Annotated in this window: 19 protein-coding genes; 12 read left to right on the top strand and 7 right to left on the bottom strand. The window is 69.0% G+C overall.

Annotated elements, in window-relative coordinates; all coding sequences use genetic code 11:
* The first annotated feature begins 3 nt into the window (after positions 1–3).
* Genes thiB through OM960_RS07050 form a run of 3 tightly spaced genes read left to right on the top strand, consistent with a single transcriptional unit; the run spans position 4 to position 3,216 of the window.
* Entirely contained in the window at positions 4–993 is a 990-nt protein-coding gene (gene thiB / locus OM960_RS07060) for a thiamine ABC transporter substrate binding subunit (RefSeq protein WP_264771492.1), read from the top strand.
* Complete coding sequence (locus tag OM960_RS07055) at positions 969–2,534, top strand: ABC transporter permease family protein (RefSeq protein ID WP_264771491.1); 1,566 nt, start codon at positions 969–971, stop codon at positions 2,532–2,534. Before thiB ends, OM960_RS07055 begins: the two co-directional genes overlap by 25 nt.
* Positions 2,521–3,216, top strand: coding sequence for a thiamine ABC transporter ATP-binding protein (locus OM960_RS07050; RefSeq protein WP_264771490.1), 696 nt, complete (start codon positions 2,521–2,523; stop codon positions 3,214–3,216). The genes OM960_RS07055 and OM960_RS07050 overlap by 14 nt, the downstream gene beginning before the upstream one ends.
* 87 nt (positions 3,217–3,303) lie before the next feature.
* Here the strand turns inward: OM960_RS07050 and OM960_RS07045 are convergent, their stop codons facing one another.
* From OM960_RS07045 to OM960_RS07025, 5 genes are all read right to left on the bottom strand, one after another.
* Positions 3,304–4,098 (bottom strand): cytochrome c1, encoded by a 795-nt coding sequence (locus OM960_RS07045; RefSeq protein ID WP_263335371.1) that lies wholly within the window; start codon positions 4,096–4,098, stop codon positions 3,304–3,306.
* An 18-nt stretch (positions 4,099–4,116) separates the two neighbouring features.
* Positions 4,117–5,439, bottom strand: a complete 1,323-nt coding sequence (gene petB / locus OM960_RS07040; RefSeq protein WP_263335372.1) for a cytochrome b — start codon at positions 5,437–5,439, stop codon at positions 4,117–4,119.
* Positions 5,440–5,450: 11 nt separating this feature from the next.
* Positions 5,451–6,014 carry a ubiquinol-cytochrome c reductase iron-sulfur subunit gene (gene petA / locus OM960_RS07035; RefSeq protein WP_263335373.1) on the bottom strand — a complete coding sequence of 188 codons (564 nt, stop codon included), beginning with the start codon at positions 6,012–6,014 and terminating at the stop codon, positions 5,451–5,453.
* Between the two features lie 202 nt (positions 6,015–6,216).
* Positions 6,217–6,825 (bottom strand): glutathione S-transferase, encoded by a 609-nt coding sequence (locus OM960_RS07030; RefSeq protein WP_264771489.1) that lies wholly within the window; start codon positions 6,823–6,825, stop codon positions 6,217–6,219.
* Between the two features lie 9 nt (positions 6,826–6,834).
* Positions 6,835–7,113, bottom strand: coding sequence for a hypothetical protein (locus OM960_RS07025; protein WP_264771488.1), 279 nt, complete (start codon positions 7,111–7,113; stop codon positions 6,835–6,837).
* Positions 7,114–7,390: 277 nt separating this feature from the next.
* On the opposite strand from OM960_RS07025, the gene pcaF reads away from it, so the two are divergent.
* The 8 genes from pcaF to paaZ are packed head-to-tail and all read left to right on the top strand — an operon-like array spanning position 7,391 to position 15,093.
* The gene (gene pcaF / locus OM960_RS07020) at positions 7,391–8,596 is read left to right on the top strand and encodes a 3-oxoadipyl-CoA thiolase (protein WP_264771487.1); all 1,206 of its coding nucleotides are present in this window, start codon (positions 7,391–7,393) and stop codon (positions 8,594–8,596) included.
* Positions 8,597–8,608: 12 nt separating this feature from the next.
* Positions 8,609–9,604, top strand: coding sequence for a 1,2-phenylacetyl-CoA epoxidase subunit PaaA (gene paaA / locus OM960_RS07015; RefSeq protein ID WP_264771486.1), 996 nt, complete (start codon positions 8,609–8,611; stop codon positions 9,602–9,604).
* A 10-nt stretch (positions 9,605–9,614) separates the two neighbouring features.
* Complete coding sequence (paaB, locus tag OM960_RS07010) at positions 9,615–9,899, top strand: 1,2-phenylacetyl-CoA epoxidase subunit PaaB (RefSeq protein WP_263335383.1); 285 nt, start codon at positions 9,615–9,617, stop codon at positions 9,897–9,899.
* Positions 9,899–10,654 (top strand): 1,2-phenylacetyl-CoA epoxidase subunit PaaC, encoded by a 756-nt coding sequence (gene paaC / locus OM960_RS07005; protein ID WP_264771485.1) that lies wholly within the window; start codon positions 9,899–9,901, stop codon positions 10,652–10,654. The genes paaB and paaC overlap by 1 nt, the downstream gene beginning before the upstream one ends.
* A 4-nt stretch (positions 10,655–10,658) precedes the next feature.
* Positions 10,659–11,168 carry a 1,2-phenylacetyl-CoA epoxidase subunit PaaD gene (gene paaD / locus OM960_RS07000; protein WP_264771484.1) on the top strand — a complete coding sequence of 170 codons (510 nt, stop codon included), beginning with the start codon at positions 10,659–10,661 and terminating at the stop codon, positions 11,166–11,168.
* Positions 11,169–11,184: 16 nt separating this feature from the next.
* Positions 11,185–12,261, top strand: coding sequence for a 2Fe-2S iron-sulfur cluster-binding protein (locus tag OM960_RS06995; RefSeq protein WP_264771483.1), 1,077 nt, complete (start codon positions 11,185–11,187; stop codon positions 12,259–12,261).
* Positions 12,262–12,268: 7 nt separating this feature from the next.
* Complete coding sequence (locus OM960_RS06990; protein ID WP_263335389.1) at positions 12,269–13,036, top strand: Phenylacetic acid catabolic protein; 768 nt, start codon at positions 12,269–12,271, stop codon at positions 13,034–13,036.
* The gene (gene paaZ, locus OM960_RS06985; protein WP_264771482.1) at positions 13,036–15,093 is read left to right on the top strand and encodes a phenylacetic acid degradation bifunctional protein PaaZ; all 2,058 of its coding nucleotides are present in this window, start codon (positions 13,036–13,038) and stop codon (positions 15,091–15,093) included. Before OM960_RS06990 ends, paaZ begins: the two co-directional genes overlap by 1 nt.
* Before the next feature lie 5 nt (positions 15,094–15,098).
* Here the strand turns inward: paaZ and OM960_RS06980 are convergent, their stop codons facing one another.
* Together OM960_RS06980 and paaI are read right to left on the bottom strand one after the other, a co-directional pair.
* Positions 15,099–15,698, bottom strand: a complete 600-nt coding sequence (locus OM960_RS06980) for a TetR/AcrR family transcriptional regulator (RefSeq protein ID WP_264771481.1) — start codon at positions 15,696–15,698, stop codon at positions 15,099–15,101.
* Between the two features lie 39 nt (positions 15,699–15,737).
* Positions 15,738–16,163 (bottom strand): hydroxyphenylacetyl-CoA thioesterase PaaI, encoded by a 426-nt coding sequence (paaI, locus tag OM960_RS06975; protein WP_263335394.1) that lies wholly within the window; start codon positions 16,161–16,163, stop codon positions 15,738–15,740.
* Between the two features lie 273 nt (positions 16,164–16,436).
* Between paaI and OM960_RS06970 the strand changes: the two genes are divergently transcribed.
* Positions 16,437–17,085 (top strand): ABC transporter transmembrane domain-containing protein (locus OM960_RS06970; RefSeq protein WP_264771480.1); only part of this gene is annotated, 649 nt, incomplete at its 3' end.

Raw genomic sequence — 17,085 nt, 5'->3', positions numbered from 1 at the left:
GAGATGAGACATTCCCTGATGATCGCGGGTCTCCTGTGCGCCACCACCGCCGCCGCGCAGGACAAGCCCGTGCTGACCGTCTACACCTATGACAGCTTCGTCTCCGAATGGGGGCCGGGACCGCAGGTCGAGGCCGCCTTTGAGGCCGAGTGCGGCTGCGACCTCAACTTCGTCGCGTCCGGCGACGGCGCGGCGCTGCTTGCGCGCGTGCTCCTCGAAGGCGACAGCACCGAGGCCGACATCGTGCTCGGGCTCGACACCAACCTCACCGCGAAAGCCGCCGAAAGCGGGCTCTTCGCCGAGCACCCGGCGCTCGACGTGAACTGGAGCCTGCCCGTCGACTGGGCCGACCCCATCTTCGTGCCCTATGACTGGGGCCAGTTCGCCTTCGTCTACGACAAGACGAAAACCGAGACTGTCCCGACCGATTTCGAGGCGCTCGCCGCCTCCGACCTGACAATCGTGATCGAGGATCCGCGCTCCTCCACCCCCGGCCTCGGGCTTCTCTACTGGGTCAAGCAGGCCTATGGCGAGCGCGCGCCGGAGGTCTGGGCGGGGCTCGCCGACAATGTCGTCACGGTGACGCCGGGCTGGTCGGAGGCCTATGGGCTCTTCCTCGAGGGCGAGGCCGACATGGTGCTCTCCTACACCACCTCGCCCGCCTATCACCTGATCGCCGAGAGCGACGACACCAAGGCCGCGGCCCCCTTCACCGAGGGCCATTACCTGCAGGTCGAGGTCGCCGCGAAGCTCGCCGGCACCGACCAGGGCGCGCTGGCCGACCGCTTCCTCGCCTTCATGACCTCGGACGCGTTCCAGTCGATCATTCCGGAAACCAACTGGATGTACCCGGCCGTCACCCCGGCGGCCGGCCTGCCCAAGGGTTTCGAGACCCTGATCCGGCCGGAAAAGAGCCTGCTCTATTCCGCTACCGAGGCCGCCGCGATCCGCGACGCGGCACTTGCCGAATGGCAGACCGCGCTCAGCCGCTGAGCCGCGGCCTCGGCGCCGGTGCTGGGATCGCGGCGACGCTGATCCTCGCGCTCACGCTCGGCACGCTCGGCGCGGTGATCCACCGCGCCGGGGGGTTCGGCAGCCTCGGGCCGGCCGATTGGGCGGCGCTGCGCTTCACCGTGACCCAGGCGGCCCTTTCGGCGGCCCTCAGCCTCCTCCTTGCCATCCCCGTCGCGCGCGCGCTGGCCCGGCGCCGGTTTCCCGGCCGGGGCGTCCTCATCACGCTCCTTGGCGCCCCCTTCATCCTGCCGGTGATCGTCGCGGTGATGGGGATCCTCGCGATCTTCGGTCGCGCCGGGCTCCTGAACGACGCGCTCGCCGCGCTGGGGGCGGAGCGGGTCTCGATCTACGGGCTGTCGGGCGTCGTCCTCGCCCATGTCTTTCTCAACCTGCCCCTCGCGGTGCGGCTCCTCCTTCAGGGCTGGCGCGGGATCCCGGCCGAGCGCTTCCGCCTCGCCGCCGCGCTCGGCTTTTCCAGCACCGACATATCCCGCCATCTGGAACGGCCGATGCTGCGCGCGCTCGGCCCCGGCATCTTCGTCACCATCTTCCTGATCTGCCTCACCAGTTTCGCGGTCGCGCTGACACTCGGCGGCGGCCCGAAGGCGACGACGGTCGAGCTTGCGATCTACCAGGCGTTCCGCTTCGATTTCGACCTCGGCCGCGCCGCTCAGCTCGCGAGCCTGCAGCTCGCGCTCTGCGCCGCGGCGACGCTCGCCGCCGCCCGCCTCACCCTGCCCGCGGGCTTCGGCGCCGGCCTTGACCGTGCGCTCGCCCGGCCCGATGCGGCGACGCTTCCCCTGAAGCTGCAGGACGCCGCCGCGATCTCGGTCGCGAGCCTCTTTCTCCTCGCGCCCCTCGCCGCCGTGATCCTCGCGGGCCTGCCACGCCTCGCGACGCTCCCCGCCCCGGTCTGGGAGGCCGCCCTGCGCTCTCTTCTCGTAGCGCTCGCCTCGACGCTCCTCGCGCTCCTTCTAGCGCTGCCGCTCGCGCTCGCCATCGCCCGGACCAAGGGGCGGCTCCTCGAAACCATTGGCATGCTGCCCCTCGCGACCTCGGCGCTCGTCATCGGCACCGGCCTCTTCCTTCTCCTCCGCGGCCTCGCGAGCCCCGCCGCGCTCGCGCTGCCGGTCACCGCCGCCGTAAACGCGGTGATGGCGCTGCCCTTCTGCCTGCGGGCCCTGATCCCCGCCGCGCGCGACCTCGAAACCGATTACGGGCGGCTCGCCGAAAGCCTCGGGCTCTCAGGCGCCGCGCGGCTCCGGCACCTCACCCTGCCGCGGCTGCGCCAACCGCTCGGCTTCGCCGCCGGGCTGACGGCGGCGCTCTCGATGGGCGATCTCGGCGTCATCGCGCTCTTTGCCGATGCCGAGCGGGCGACGCTGCCCCTGCAACTCTACCGGCTGATGGGCGCCTACCGTATGGCCGACGCCGCCGGTGCGGCGGTGCTGCTCCTTGCCCTCAGCCTTGCGCTCTTCTGGATCCTCGACCGCGGAGGCCGCGCCGATGCTCAGGCTTGACACCCTCGTCATCACTCAGGACGACTTCCGGCTCACCGCCGATTTCAGCGTCGCCGCCGGCGCCCGCGTCGCGGTGATCGGCCCCTCCGGCGCCGGCAAGTCGACGCTTCTGTCGGTGATCGCGGGCTTCTACCCCGCCGCCAGCGGCCGCGTCCTCTGGAACGGTGCCGACATCACCCGGCAGCCGCCGGCGCGCCGGCCGCTCTCGATCCTGTTTCAGGACCAGAACCTCTTTCCCCACCTGACCGTGGCCGAGAACGTCGGCCTCGGCCTGCGCCCCGACCTCCGTCTCTCGCCCGCCGAACGTGCCGCCGTTACCCGCGCGTTGGAGCGCACCGGCCTCGCCGGGCTCGAGGCGCGTCGGCCCGCCAGACTCTCGGGCGGCCAGCAGAGCCGGGTGGCGCTCGCCCGCGCGCTCCTGCGTGCCCGGCCCCTGATGCTGCTCGACGAGCCCTTCGCCGCCCTCGGCCCCGCGCTCAAGGCCGAGATGCTCGACCTCGTGGCCGAGATCGCCGCCGAGACCGGCGCCACGGTGCTGATGGTCAGCCACGATCCCGACGACGCCCGCCGATTCGCGCCGGAGACGATCGTCGTTGCCGGGGGCATCGCGCATCCGCCCCGCCCGACCGCCGCGCTCCTCGACAGCCCGCCGCCCGCGCTCGCCGCCTATCTCGGAAAATGAAAACGCGCCCCCGAAGGGACGCGCCATATCTTCTTCATTGCCCCAATACCCCGGGGGTCCGGGGGCAGCGCCCCCGGCGCCACCGTGTCAGGCCTGGACCTTCTTCTTGCCCTTGTGGGGCGCCCAGAGCCGCTTGTTGGTCAGATAGAGAAGCACGGTCAGAAGCCCGATGAACAGCACCGCGACGAAGCCCGCCTGCTTGCGTGCCATCATCTTCGGCTCGGCCGCCCACATCAGGAAGGCCGCGACATCCTCGGCCATGTGATGAGCCGAGTTGTCGTGCCCGTCGGCATATTCGACCTGCCCGTCCGCGAGCGGCGGGCTCATCGCGATCAGCCCGCCCGGGAAAGCGGAGTTCTCATAGAACGTCGTCCCGGCCTGCTCGACCTCATGGCCGGTATAGCCGGTGAGGATCGAGACGATGTATTCCGGGCCGCCGATGCCGCGGAGGAACTGGTTGATGCCGGTGCCGTAGGGCCCGTGGAAGCCCGCCCGCGCCTTCGCCATCAGGCTCAGGTCGGGCGCGTTCTCCAGCGCGGATTTCGGGAAGAAGTCGTTCGGCGTGGCCTCGCGCTCCTCTCCGGTGTCCTTGTCGATCGCGGTGAACTGGGTGGCATAGGCGCGCACCTGGTCTTCCGGCAGATGCGGCCCGCCCTCGTCGGACAGCGAGCGGATTGGCACCAGTTTCATGCCGTGGCAGCCGGCGCAGACCTCGGTATAGACCTGCAGCCCGCGCTGGAGCTGGTGCTCGTCATATTTCCCGAACGGGCCCTCGAAGGAGAAGGCCACGTCCTCGATATGCTGCTCGCCGCCGCCGGCCGCGAGGGCCGCGCCCGAAAGCGCCAGGACGGAGGCCGCCGTGATTGCGATTTTCCTCAGCATCTCAATCGGTCCTTTCCGTCACTCGGCCACGTGGGCCTTGGCGCCGTAATGCGCGTTGAAGTCGTCCTCGATCGTCGCCGGCTGGGCGGTCGGCTTCTCGATCACGCCAAGAAGCGGCAGGATGACGAGGAAGTAGGCGAACCAGTAGGCAGAGGCGATGAGCGAGATCCAGGTGTAGATCCCCTCGGCCGGCTGCGCGCCCACCCACATCAGCACGACGAAGTCGATGATCAGGAGGTAGAACCACCAGCGGAACATCGGCCGGTACTGGCCCGAGCGCACCGAGGAGGTGTCGAGCCACGGCACGATCGCCATGACCGCGATCGACCCGAACATCGCGATCACGCCGAAGAACTTCGCGTCGACGATGCCAAAGGTGATGAACTGCACCAGCTGCACCAGCCAGACGTCGCCGGTGAAGGCGCGCAGGATCGCGTAGAACGGCAGGAAGTACCATTCCGGCACGATATGCGCGGGCGTCGCCAGCGGGTTCGCGGGGATGTAGTTGTCCGGGTGGCCGAGATAGTTCGGCATGAAGCCGACAATCGCGAAGAAGACCAGCAGAACGACGCCGAGCGCGAAGAGGTCCTTGATCACGAAATACGGCCAGAACGGCAGCGTGTCCTTCTCAGCCTCGGCCTTGGAGCCGCGGCGGACCTCGACACCGGTCGGGTTGTTGTTACCCGTGGTGTGGAACGCCCAGATGTGCACCGCGACCAGCGCCGCGATGACGAAGGGCAAGAGGTAGTGGAGCGAGAAGAAGCGGTTCAGCGTCGCGTTTTCCACGGCCGGCCCGCCGAGGAGCCAGGTCTGGATCGGCTCGCCGATGCCCGGAATCGCGCCGAAGAGGCCGGTGATCACCGTGGCGCCCCAGAACGACATCTGGCCCCAGGGAAGCACGTAGCCCATGAAGGCGGTGCCCATCATCGCGAGGAAGATCAGGATGCCGACGATCCAGGTGATCTCGCGCGGGGCCTTGTAGGAGCCGTAGAAGAGGCCGCGGAAGATGTGGATGTAGACGGCGAGGAAGAACAGCGAGGCGCCGTTGGCGTGAATGTAGCGCAGCATGTGGCCGCCGTTCACGTTGCGCATGATGTGCTCGACCGAGGCAAAGGCCTTGTCGACATGCGGCGTGTAATGCATCGCGAGAACGATGCCGGTGACGATCTGAAGAACGAGGCAGAAGGCAAGGACGATGCCCCAGATCCACCACCAGTTGAGGTTCTTCGGCGTCGGAATCATCAGCGTGTCATAGGCGAGGCTGACGATCGGCAGGCGGCGGTGAAGCCACTGCTCGAAGCCCGTCTTGGGCTCGTAATGGTCGTGCGGAATACCAGCCATGGTCAGTCCCCTCAGCCCAGCTTGATCGTGGTTTCGTCGGTGAAGGCCGCGGTCGGAACCGGCAGGTTCTCGGGCGCGGGACCGCGGCGGATGCGGCCCGACGTGTCATAGTGCGACCCGTGGCAGGGGCAGAACCAGCCGCCGAAGTCGCCGGCGCCGTCGCCGAGCGGCACGCAGCCGAGATGGGTGCAGACGCCCATCATCACCAGCCATTCGCCGGCCTCGTCCATGGATCGGTTCTCGTCGGTCGCGGGCGCCCCGGCCGTGCCGTTGGCGTTGCGCGCGTCGGCATCGACGAGCTCGCTCACGTCGACGGCACGGGCGGCCTCGATCTCTTCCGCGGTGCGGCGGCGGATGAAGACCGGCTTGCCGCGCCACTTCACGGTGAGCTGGGTGCCGGTCTCGACGCCCGAGATGTCGACGAAGATCGACGACAGCGCCTGGACGTCGGCGGAGGGGTTCATCTGGTCGACGAGGGTCCAGACGGCTGCGCCGCCCGCAACCGCGCCGGCCCCGGCGGTGGCGTAATAGAGGAAATCCCTCCTCGTGCCGGTATGGTCTTCTGCTTGGGACACGGAAACATTCTCCCTTTCCTGACCGGATGACCGGCCCTGCGACGAACGGGCCGCAGTCTCCCGCAGCCTTCCCGGGCGGTTATTAGCGGCCAAATTCAAGCCCGTCCAGCGGACAATCGGGCGCAACGCGGCACTGTGACGCAACCGCTGCAGGGGCGCGGGGCACGCATCGCGCTGGATTCGGCGCGCGTCGGCCGCGGCCTCAGCCCTGCGGCTCGGTCGCGGCCATGCTGGCGCGCCGGGCGAAGCCGTCGTGCCAGGCCGCGAGTCGCGGACGGCCGGCACGCCAGTCGCGCTGGCCGTGGCGGAAGTCGAGATAGGATAGCGCGCAGGCGGCGGCGATCTGGCCCATGTCGACGGGACCGCCGAGATGATCCATCCAGCGCGCCTCGAGCGTGTCGAGCGCGCGGGCGATCTTGGCCCATTGGGCTTCGGTCCATGCCTCGTAGCGCTTGTCCTCGGGCCTCAGCCGCGACTCGTAGAGCATCAGGATCGCCGCATCGAGGATCCCGTCGGCGGTGGCCTCGAGCGTCAGAACCTCCCAAAGGCGCGGCTCGGGCGGGTAGAGCCGGCCGCCCGCGCGCGCGTCGAGATAGCGGCAGATCACCCGGCTGTCGTAAAGCGCCGGCCCGTCGTCGCGTTCGAGCGCGGGGATCTTGCCGAGCGGATTCTGCGCCACCGGCAGCGAGCCGGGATCGAGCGGCCCGCCGGTCGCGGCAACGATCTCGACATCGGCGGTCTGGCCGGTCTCGTGGAGGGCGACCACGACCTTGCGCCCGAAGGGTGTCGTCGGCGAATGATAGAGCCGCATTCCGGGCGCTCAGACCTTGCGGAGCCGGAACCGGCCCAAGGCGGCGGCGTCGATCTCGACCGCGGTGCCGCCGAAGCGGACCACCCGGCGGAACCGCGCCGCGGCATTGGTCTGGCCGCGGTCCTGCGGACGGTGGACGGCGAGGCCTTCGTCCATGTCGTCGAGCGCATCCTCGGCCCGCTGGTCGGTGCGGCCCTTGCGCAGCGCGCGGCGAAGCCCGTAGGCGGCGACGGCGAGCGCGCCGTAGCGGATGGCGAAACCGGCGATCGGGGCGAGCGGCAAGGGCATGGGATCCTCCTGAGGCTGTGCGACGATGCTAGGGGCGGGGGCCGGGCCTGTCCATTCAAGTTTCCGCGTCCGGCTTGCCGCGCCGGCCGGCCGCGTTTCCCTTTTGCCCGGCTCCGTGCCATGATTTCGTAAAGGTTTAGGCGGCATGCCGGGGCGCGTCGGCAACCGGTAAGAAACGAATCGTTTGGCCGTGATGGGGCACCGTTCTATAACTGACCGGCCGGTCGGTTAATGAATGAGAAGGGGTCTGCGAGGCCCGGATCGGGAGGAGGCGGGAATGGCCGAGGCGTTCATCTGCGATGCCGTTCGCACCCCGATCGGGCGTTACGGCGGGGCGCTGGCGGGGGTCAGGGCCGACGATCTTGCCGCGCTGCCGCTCCGAGCGCTGATGGCGCGCAATCCGGGCGTCGACTGGGCCGCGGTCGACGATCTCATCTATGGCTGCGCAAACCAGGCGGGCGAGGACAACCGCAACGTCGCGCGGATGGCGGCGCTTCTCGCCGGGATGCCGGTGGCGGTGTCGGGGACGACGGTCAACCGGCTCTGCGGCTCGGGGATGGATGCGGTCGGCATGGCGGCCCGCGCGATCCGGGCGGGCGATTGCGATCTGGTGATTGCCGGCGGGGTCGAGAGCATGAGCCGCGCGCCCTTCGTGATGCCGAAGGCGGAGGCGGCGTTCTCGCGCGCCAACGTGGTCTACGACACCACGATCGGCTGGCGCTTCGTAAATCCGGCGATGGCGGCGGCTTTCGGCACCGATTCGATGCCCGAGACCGCCGACACTGTCGCCGCCGAGTACGGCATCAGCCGCGCCGATCAGGACGCCTTCGCGCTCCGGAGTCAGCGGCGCTGGGCCGAAGCTGCCGAGGCCCGGCGCTTCGCCGAGGAGATCGTGCCGGTCGAGATCTCGCAGCGGAGGGGCACCCCGATCGTCGTCGCGGCCGACGAGCATCCGCGGCCAGAAACCGACGCGGCGCAGCTCGCCCGGCTGAAGGGCATCAACGGGCCGGAATTGTCGGTGACGGCGGGCAATGCCTCGGGCGTCAACGACGGCGCGGCGGCTCTGATCGTCGCCTCCGCCGATGCGGCGAAGGCGCAGGGGATTGCACCGAAGGCGCGGATCGTCGCGATGGCGGCGGCGGGGGTGGAGCCGCGGATCATGGGGATCGGGCCGGTGCCGGCGGTGCGGAAGGTCCTCGCCCGCGCCGGGCTGACGCTTGGCCAGATGGATGTGATCGAGCTCAACGAGGCCTTCGCGGCACAGGCGCTCGCGGTCCTGCGCGAGCTTGGATTGTCCGACGACGCACCCCATGTGAATCCCAATGGCGGCGCGATCGCACTCGGCCATCCCCTGGGCATGAGCGGCGCCCGGCTGGTCACCACCGCGATGTACGAGCTTCGCCGCCGCAATGGGCGCTATGCGCTCTGCACGATGTGCGTCGGTGTCGGGCAGGGCATCGCGCTCATTCTCGAACGCACCTGAAGGGAGGCGAAGATGTACGCCCAGATGGTCAAGACCGAGGCGAAGCGGGTGAAGAGCCGCGAGGAGATGACGCCCGAGGAGGCGGCCTTTCAGGACCGGATCGAGGCCGGCGAGAAGATCGAGCCGAAGGACTGGATGCCCGAGGGCTACCGAAGGACGCTGATCCGCCAGATCGGCCAGCACGCCCATTCCGAGATCGTCGGCCAGCTTCCCGAAGGCAACTGGATCACGCGCGCGCCGACGCTGGAGCGCAAGGCGATCCTGCTCGCCAAGGTGCAGGACGAGGCGGGCCACGGGCTCTACCTCTATTCCGCCGCCGAGACGCTGGGGGTGAGCCGCGACGCGCTGATCGCGAAGCTCCATGACGGCTCGATGAAGTATTCCTCGATCTTCAACTACCCGACGCTGACCTGGGCCGATATCGGCGCGGTCGGCTGGCTCGTCGATGGGGCCGCGATCATGAACCAGGTGCCGCTGCAGCGCACCTCCTACGGGCCCTACTCCCGCGCGATGATCCGCATCTGCAAGGAGGAGAGCTTCCACCAGCGGCAGGGCTACGACATCCTGATCAAGATGTGCCTGAAGGGCACGCCTGCGCAGAAGGCGATGGCGCAGGATGCGCTGAACCGGTTCTGGTATCCCTCGCTGATGATGTTCGGTCCCTCGGACAAGGACTCGGTCCATTCGGCGCAGTCGATGGCCTGGAAGATCAAGATCAACACCAATGACGAGCTTCGGCAGAAATTCGTCGACCAGACCGTGCCGCAGGCCGAGTACCTCGGCCTCACCGTCCCCGACCCGGATCTGACATGGAACGAGGACAAGGGCGGCTACGATTTCACCGAACCCGACTGGGCGGAATTCTACGCCGTCCTTGCCGGCAACGGCCCCTGCAACAGGGAGCGCATGGCCGCCCGCGTCGCCGCCTGGGAGGACGGCGCCTGGTTCCGCGAGGGGCTGATGGCGCATGCGCGCAAGGCCGCCAAGCGCGGCGTCGCGGCCGAATGAGGAGGGTATGATGTCGAGCGAATGGCCCCTGTGGGAAATCTTCATCCGCGGTCAGCACGGGCTCAACCACCGCCATGTCGGCAGCCTGCACGCGCCCGATGCCGAGATGGCGATCCGCCATGCCCGCGACGTCTATACGCGGCGCAACGAGGGCGTCTCGATCTGGGCGGTGAAGTCCGACGATATTGTCGCCTCGGCGCCGTCGGAGAAGGGGCCGCTCTTCGATCCGTCGAATTCCAAAGTCTACCGCCACCCGACCTTCTTCGACATTCCCGACGAGGCGGGGCACATGTGATGGCCGAGGCTGACCTGTTCGAGTTCCTCACCCGGATGGGGGACAACACGCTGATCCTCGGCCATCGGGTCTCGGAATGGTGCGGCCATGCGCCGGTGCTGGAGGAGGACATCGCGCTCGCCAATACCGCGCTCGACCTCATCGGCCAGACCCAGCTCTGGCTCGGGCTCGCGGCGGAAGTCGAGGGCAAGGGGCGGACGGCGGACGATCTGGCGTTCCTGCGCGATGCCGGGGCGTTCCGGAACCTCCTCCTCGTCGAGCGCCCGAACGGCGATTTCGGCCAGACGCTGATGCGGCAGTTTCTGTTCGACGCCTGGCACCATGCGATGCTCTCGGCGCTCTGCCAGTCGGCCGATCCGCGGGTGGCGGCGATCGCGGAGAAGGCGGTGAAGGAGGTCGCCTATCACCTCGAACGCTCCGCCGATCTGGTGATCCGGCTCGGCGACGGCACCGAGGAGAGTCATGGCCGGATGCAGGCCGCGCTCGACGACATCTGGCCCTATGCCGGCGAGATGTTCCTTGCCGACGCCACCGACGCCGCGATGGCGGAAGCCGGGGTCGCCCCCGATCCCGCCGCGCTGAAGCCGGTCTGGCAGGCGACGGTGGGCGAGGTCCTCTCGGACGCCACCCTGACCGCGCCCGACACCGATTTCAGCCATAAGGGTGGTCGGATCGGCATCCATACCGAGCATCTGGGCTACATTCTCGCCGAGATGCAGTTCCTCCAGCGCGCCTATCCCGGCGCGGTGTGGTAAGCCGATGCGACCCGAACCCGACCGGATCTGGCGCTGGCTCGCCGAGGTTCCCGACCCGGAGATCCCGGTGATCTCGGTCACCGATCTCGGCATCGTCCGAGACGTGGAATGGCAGGGCGAGACACTCGTCGTCACCGTCACGCCGACCTATTCGGGCTGCCCCGCAACGACCGCGATCAACCTCGACATTGAGGCGATGCTGCGGGCAAAGGGCATCGCGGACCTGCGCATCGAGCGCCGCCTCGCGCCGCCCTGGTCGACCGACTGGATCTCCACCGAGGGGCGCGAGAGGCTTCGCGCCTACGGCATTGCCCCGCCGATCGACGGCACCGCGCCGGACGGGCGCACCATCGCCCGCGCGACCCGGCTCTCCGGTGCCAACCTGACGGTGCCCTGCCCGCGCTGCGGCTCGGCCAGTACCGAGCGGATCAGCCAGTTCGGTTCCACCCCCTGCAAGGCCGCCTGGCGCTGCAAGGATTGCCTTGAACCCTTCGACTACTTCAAATGCCACTGAGGAGGCCGGACCCGGCATGGCGCGCTTCTACCCCCTGACCGTCACCGACCTCCGCCACGATACCCGCGATGCGGTGGTGGTGACGCTTGCGCCGCGCGAGGCCGACCGCGCCGCGTTCCACTTCCTGCAAGGCCAGTACCTCACCTTCCGCCACGCCTTCGACGGCGAGGAGCTGCGCCGCTCCTATTCGATCTGCTCGGGGCTCGACGACGGCACGCTCCGCGTCGGCATCAAGCGGGTCGAGGGCGGCGCCTTCTCGACCTGGGCGAACGAGGAACTGGCCGTCGGCGCGGTGCTGGAGGCGATGCCGCCGATGGGCCGCTTCCATGCACCTATCGAGCCGTCTCAGGCCCGGCACTACCTCGGCTTCGCCGGCGGCTCCGGCATCACGCCCATCCTGTCGATCATCCGGACCGTGCTCGCCCGTGAGCCGAGGTCGCGCTTCACGCTCGTCTATGCCAATCGCCAGATCAGCTCGATCATGTTCCGCGAGGAACTGGAGGATCTGAAGAACCTGCACCTCGGCCGGCTCTCGATTCTGCATGTGCTGGAGACCGAGGCGCAGGAGATCGAGCTCTTCACCGGCCTCATCGACGCGGCGAAGATGGAGGCGCTGTTCCGGTCCTGGATCGACCCCGGATCGGTCGACATGGCCTTCATCTGCGGGCCGGAGCCGATGATGCTGGCGATCGCGAAATCGCTGCGCGCGCACGGGATCGCGGACGACCGGATCAAGTTCGAGCTCTTCGCTTCCGGCCAGCCGGGACGGGCGAAGCAGAAGGCGGTGTCGGTGACCGCTGCGGCTTCGGCCCACGCGACCGAGGCGACGGTGACGCTCGACGGCACGGCGCGGACCTTCCGGATCGAGAAGGAGGGGCCGAGCCTGCTGGAAGCCGCGCTCGCCCACCAGATCGACGCGCCCTATGCCTGCAAGGCCGGGGTCTGTTCGACCTGCCGCGCGCGGGTGACCGAGGGCGAGGTCGAGATGGCGGTGAACCACGCGCTCGAGGATTATGAGGTCCGGCAGGGCTATGTGCTGACCTGCCAGTCGCGCCCGCTCACCGACCGGGTGGCGCTCAGCTACGACGAGTGAGGGAAAGATGGCAGAGGCGATGCGGATCGAGGACTACCTGGCCGAGGGCGGCGTCCTGACCTCGCCCGACAACGTGCCGGCGCGCTACCGGGGCGAGCTGATGCGGCTCATGGCCTCCTTCGTCGACAGCGAACTCGCGGGCGCGGCGGGCTTTGCTGACAGGATCAACGATGCGCCGGGGATCACGGCACGGATCGCGGCGGCGCGGATCGTCGCGGAAAAGACCGCTCATGCCGGCCGGGTTCTGGAGATCATGGGCGAGTTCGGCGCCGATACCGCGCGCTACGCCACCCGCCATCCCTGGGCGGCGCGGGTGGCCCGCGACGCCGATCTCGGTCAGGCGCGGGCGGGCGCCGACATGCGGCTGTCGGTCTTCCACTATCCGCTGACCGGATGGGTCGACGCGGTGGCGATGAACGTGCTCATGGGCCTCGCGACCGGGGTGCAGCTCGAGGAGCTGTCGCGCGTCTCCTACGCGCCCTTGGCCGAGGCCTTCCGCGAGATCGCCCCGGCCGAGGCCCGCCATGCCGAGCTTGGCCTCGAAGGCCTGCGCCAGATCGTGGCGACGCCATCGGGCCGGGCCAAGGCCGAGGCCGCGCTGTCCTATTGGTGGCCCAAGGTGGCCGAGACCTTCGGCCGCGCCGGATCGGAGCGGTTCGCTATGCTGAAGCGACTCGGGCTGCGGCACCGACCGAACGAGGCGCTTCTGGCGGACTGGACTGCCGCCGCCGAGGCTGCGCTGGGCGGGCTCGGGCTTCGGATTGGGGGGCGCTGATGGACGTTTCCGTGAAGCCGCGCCGGCTCGAAAGCTATCTCGCCGGGCACTGGCAAAGGGGCGCGGGCGACGGCACCGTTCTGCGCGATGCCTCGACCGGAGCGCCGGTCGCCGTTATCGACGCGAGCGGGCTCGACTTCGCCGCGGCGCTCGACTGGGGGCGGCGTGTGGGCGGGCCGGCCCTGCGCGCGATGACGCTCCACGACCGGGCACTGATGCTGAAGGCGCTGGGCCTCAGGCTCATGGAGATGAAGGAACTCTTCTACGCCGAGAGCTTTGCCACCGGCGCCACCCGCGCCGATGGCTGGATCGACATCGAGGGCGGGATCGGCACGCTTCTCTCCTATGCTTCGAAGGCGCGTCGCGAGCTTCCGAACACCCGCGTCCTGACCGAGGGCGCGGTCGAGCCTCTGTCGAAGGACCAGAGCTTCTCCGCCCAACATATCCTGGCGCCGCGCCACGGCGTCGCGGTCCATATCAACGCCTTCAACTTCCCTTGCTGGGGGATGCTGGAGAAACTCGCGCCGACGCTGCTTGCCGGCATGCCCGCGCTGATCAAGCCGGCGAGCCAGACCGCCTATCTGACGGAACTGATGGTGCGGAAGATCGTCGAGACCGGGATCCTGCCGGAAGGCGTCCTGCAGCTCGTCTCCGGCGCGGCGGGCGACCTGTTCGACCATGTGGACGGGCAGGACGCGGTGACCTTCACCGGCTCGGCCGAAACCGGTCGGCGCCTGCGCACCCATCCGGCGATTGTCGCGAATTCGGTGCCGTTCACCATGGAGGCGGACAGCCTCAATGCCTCGGTCCTCGGCTCCGATGCCGCGCCGGGAACGCCGGAGTTCGACCTTTTCGTCAAGGAGGTGGCGCGCGAGATGACGGTGAAGGCGGGGCAGAAATGCACCGCGATCCGCCGCGCCTTTGTGCCGCGCGCCCATGCCGACGCGGTCATCGCGGCTTTGCGCGGGCGGCTGGCGAAGACTCCCATCGGCGATCCCGCCGCCGAGGCGACACGAATGGGCCCGCTCGCCAGTCTCGCGCAGCGCGAGGAGGTCCGCGCCCGGACCCGCGACCTGCGCGCCGAGGCCGAGGTCGTCTCGAGCGATCCCGACCGGGTGGTGCTCGCCTCGGGCGACGCCGAAGCGGGCGCCTTCCTCGGCCCGGTGCTGCTTTACTGCGACCGGCCCGGCGCGGCAGAGGCGGTCCATGATGTCGAGGCCTTCGGCCCTGTCGCCACCCTCATGCCCTATGACGAATTGGAGGAGGCGGTGGCGCTGACCCAGCGGGGCAAGGGGTCGCTCGTCGCCTCGCTCTTCACCGATGATCCGGGCGTCGCCGAGGAAGCGGTGATCGGCATGGCGCCGTTCCACGGCCGCATCCTGATTGGCAATCGCGCTGCCGCGAAATCCTCGACCGGGCACGGCTCGCCCCTTCCGATGCTCGTCCACGGCGGGCCGGGCCGCGCCGGCGGCGGCGAGGAGATGGGCGGGGTGCGCGGCATCGCCCATTTCATGCAGCGCACCGCGGTGCAGGCGCCGCCGCGGCTCCTTGGCGCCGTCACCGGGCGCTGGAGCGAGGGTGCGGCGACACAGGCCGGCACCCATCCGTTCCGCAAGTCGCTTGCCGACCTCAAGATCGGCGACCAGCTTGTCACCGGCCCGCGCGAGGTCACGCTGGCCGATATCGAGCACTTCGCCAGCTTCACCGGCGACACGTTCTACGCCCATATGGACGAGGCCTCGGCGAAGGCGAATCCGTTCTTCGAGGGCCGCGTGGTACACGGCTACCTCATCGTTTCCTTCGCCGCCGGGCTCTTCGTCGATCCTGCGCCGGGTCCGGTCCTGGCCAATTACGGCATCGACAACTTGCGCTTCCTGACCCCGGTCTATCCCGGCGACACGCTCCGGGTGCGGCTGACCGCGAAGGAGATCAACCCCCGCGCCAATGCCGATTACGGCGAGGTGCGCTGGGACTGCCGGGTGACGAACCAGAGGGATGAGGCGGTCGCGGAATACGACGTGCTGACGATGGTCGCGAAGGTCTGGCCGCCCGAGTAGGCGCCTCAGCGCACCGCGCGGACGCCGTCGAGGATCAGCGTGGTGGCGAGGTCGGCATAGTCCGCCCGGCTGACCGGTCCGCCCTCGCGGAACCACTGATCGATCCAGTTCATCATCCCGAAGAGCGACATCGTCACCGGCATGAGATTGCGCCCGTCGCCCTTCCCGAGCGCCGGGTTCACCGCCGCGAGCACCGCCGAGAAGCGCCGCACGATGCGCCGCTCGACCGCGAGGATCTCGGCCTTCTCGGCCTCGCCCAGCACCGGCCCGGCGTTGAGCTGCACCTTGTGCTGGTCGGCGGCGTCCCGGTAGGTCTCGATCACCGCGCGCACCAGCGCGCGCAGCCGCGCCTCGGGCGGAAGTTCGGGATCGTCGGCTGCCGCGATGGCGGCGTCGAGCTCCTCAAGATGGGTGTGGATGATCGAGAAGATCAGCTCGGCCTTGCTCGGGTAATAGTGGTAGAGCAGCGACTTCGACACGCCCGACTGCGCGGCGATACGGGCCATCGAGGCCTTCTCCATCCCCTGCTCGGCAAAGACCGCCGCGGCGCTCCTCAGGATCGCGCGCCGCTTGTCGTCGAAGTCTTCCGCTCGGGTGCGGGCCATGTCTTTCCTCTTTCTCGCGGCTGCGCGGATGATGCCTGGTCACCCCGGCAGATGGCTGCCCGGAACGACGCGCGAATGGCCGCGGAACTCCGCGACGGTCGCGCCGTCCTGATTGGTCACGCTGACGTCGTAGATCCCCGAGCGCTCACGCCGGACGATCTCGCGCGCGGTGGCGGTCAGGCGGTCGCCGGCCCGCGCCGGGATCAGGTAGGTGATGCTGCACTGCTGCGCGACCGCGACCCGGTTGTGGGAATTGCAGGCGAAGGCGAAGGCGCTGTCGGCAAGCGTGAAGATGTAGCCGCCGTGACAGCTGCCATGCCCGTTCGCCATCGCCCCGGTGACGGTCATCGACAGCACCGCCGCACCCGGCGCGATCCGGTCGAGCGTCATGCCGAGCTCTTGCGAGGCGGCATCGCCCGCCCACATCGCCTGCGCGGCGGCTTCCGCGAGCTCCTGCGGGGACATGTCGGCGGCGGGTTTCATCGGCCGCAGGCCCCGAGCGCGCGGCGGTCGTGGCACCTGCAGGGCTTCTGCAGATCGACGAGTACGCTCTTGGTCAGTCCCATCCTGTGATTCCCGTTCGCAGCGGCTCCAATGCTACGATGAACGACCGGTCGGTCAATTATCAATCATGCGTCATCTCACGGGTCCGGGCGCCTCTGTGGCCTGCCGGCCTTTACACACTTGGCTTTCGCGCCTAGCTAGTCCGGAGCCCGCGCCGCAGAAGAGCCTATCCGCATGTTCCGCAAACTTCTCGCAAGGTTGTCCGACAGGATGCTGTGGCGGCTCCTGCGCGAGAACATGCGGCTGCAGGTCTTCAACTACGGCACCGCGATCGCGGCGATGGTCGTGATCGCGGTGACGACGGCGCTCACCGCCTGGATCATGCGCGACATCATCGATTCGATGATGACCTCGGGCGACCGCGCCCAGGTCTTCGCGGTCGCCGCCTCGGTGGCGCTGATCTTCGCGGTCAAGGGGCTCGCGACCTATCTCCAGGTGGTCTCGCTCAGCCGCGCCGGCAACAGCATCGTCGCGGCCCAGCAGCGCAAGCTCTACGACCGCATCCTCCAGCACGGCGTCGCCTTCTTCAACGACCGCGCCTCGTCGGACCTGCTGATGCGGATGACGCTCTCGGCGGAATCGGCGCGGCGGGTCATCGACACGATCGTGATGTCCTTCGTGCGCGATCTGCTGTCGCTGCTCGGCCTCGTCGCGGTGATGTTCTACCAGCAGCCGGCGCTGTCGCTCTTCTCGCTGATCTTCGGCCCGGCGGCGATGTTCGGGATCCGCAAGATCCTCGGCCGGGTGCGCCAGATCATGGAGGCCGAGATGGCCTCGGCGGCCGAGATCATCAAGGTGATCCAGGAGACCTCGGCGGGGATCC

It is taken from the genome of Defluviimonas salinarum (genome assembly GCF_026013545.1).
Taxonomy (GTDB): Bacteria; Pseudomonadota; Alphaproteobacteria; order Rhodobacterales; family Rhodobacteraceae; genus Albidovulum; species Albidovulum salinarum.
Note: the sequence above shows the minus strand (reverse complement) of the source record. Positions and strands in the feature narration are given on the sequence as shown.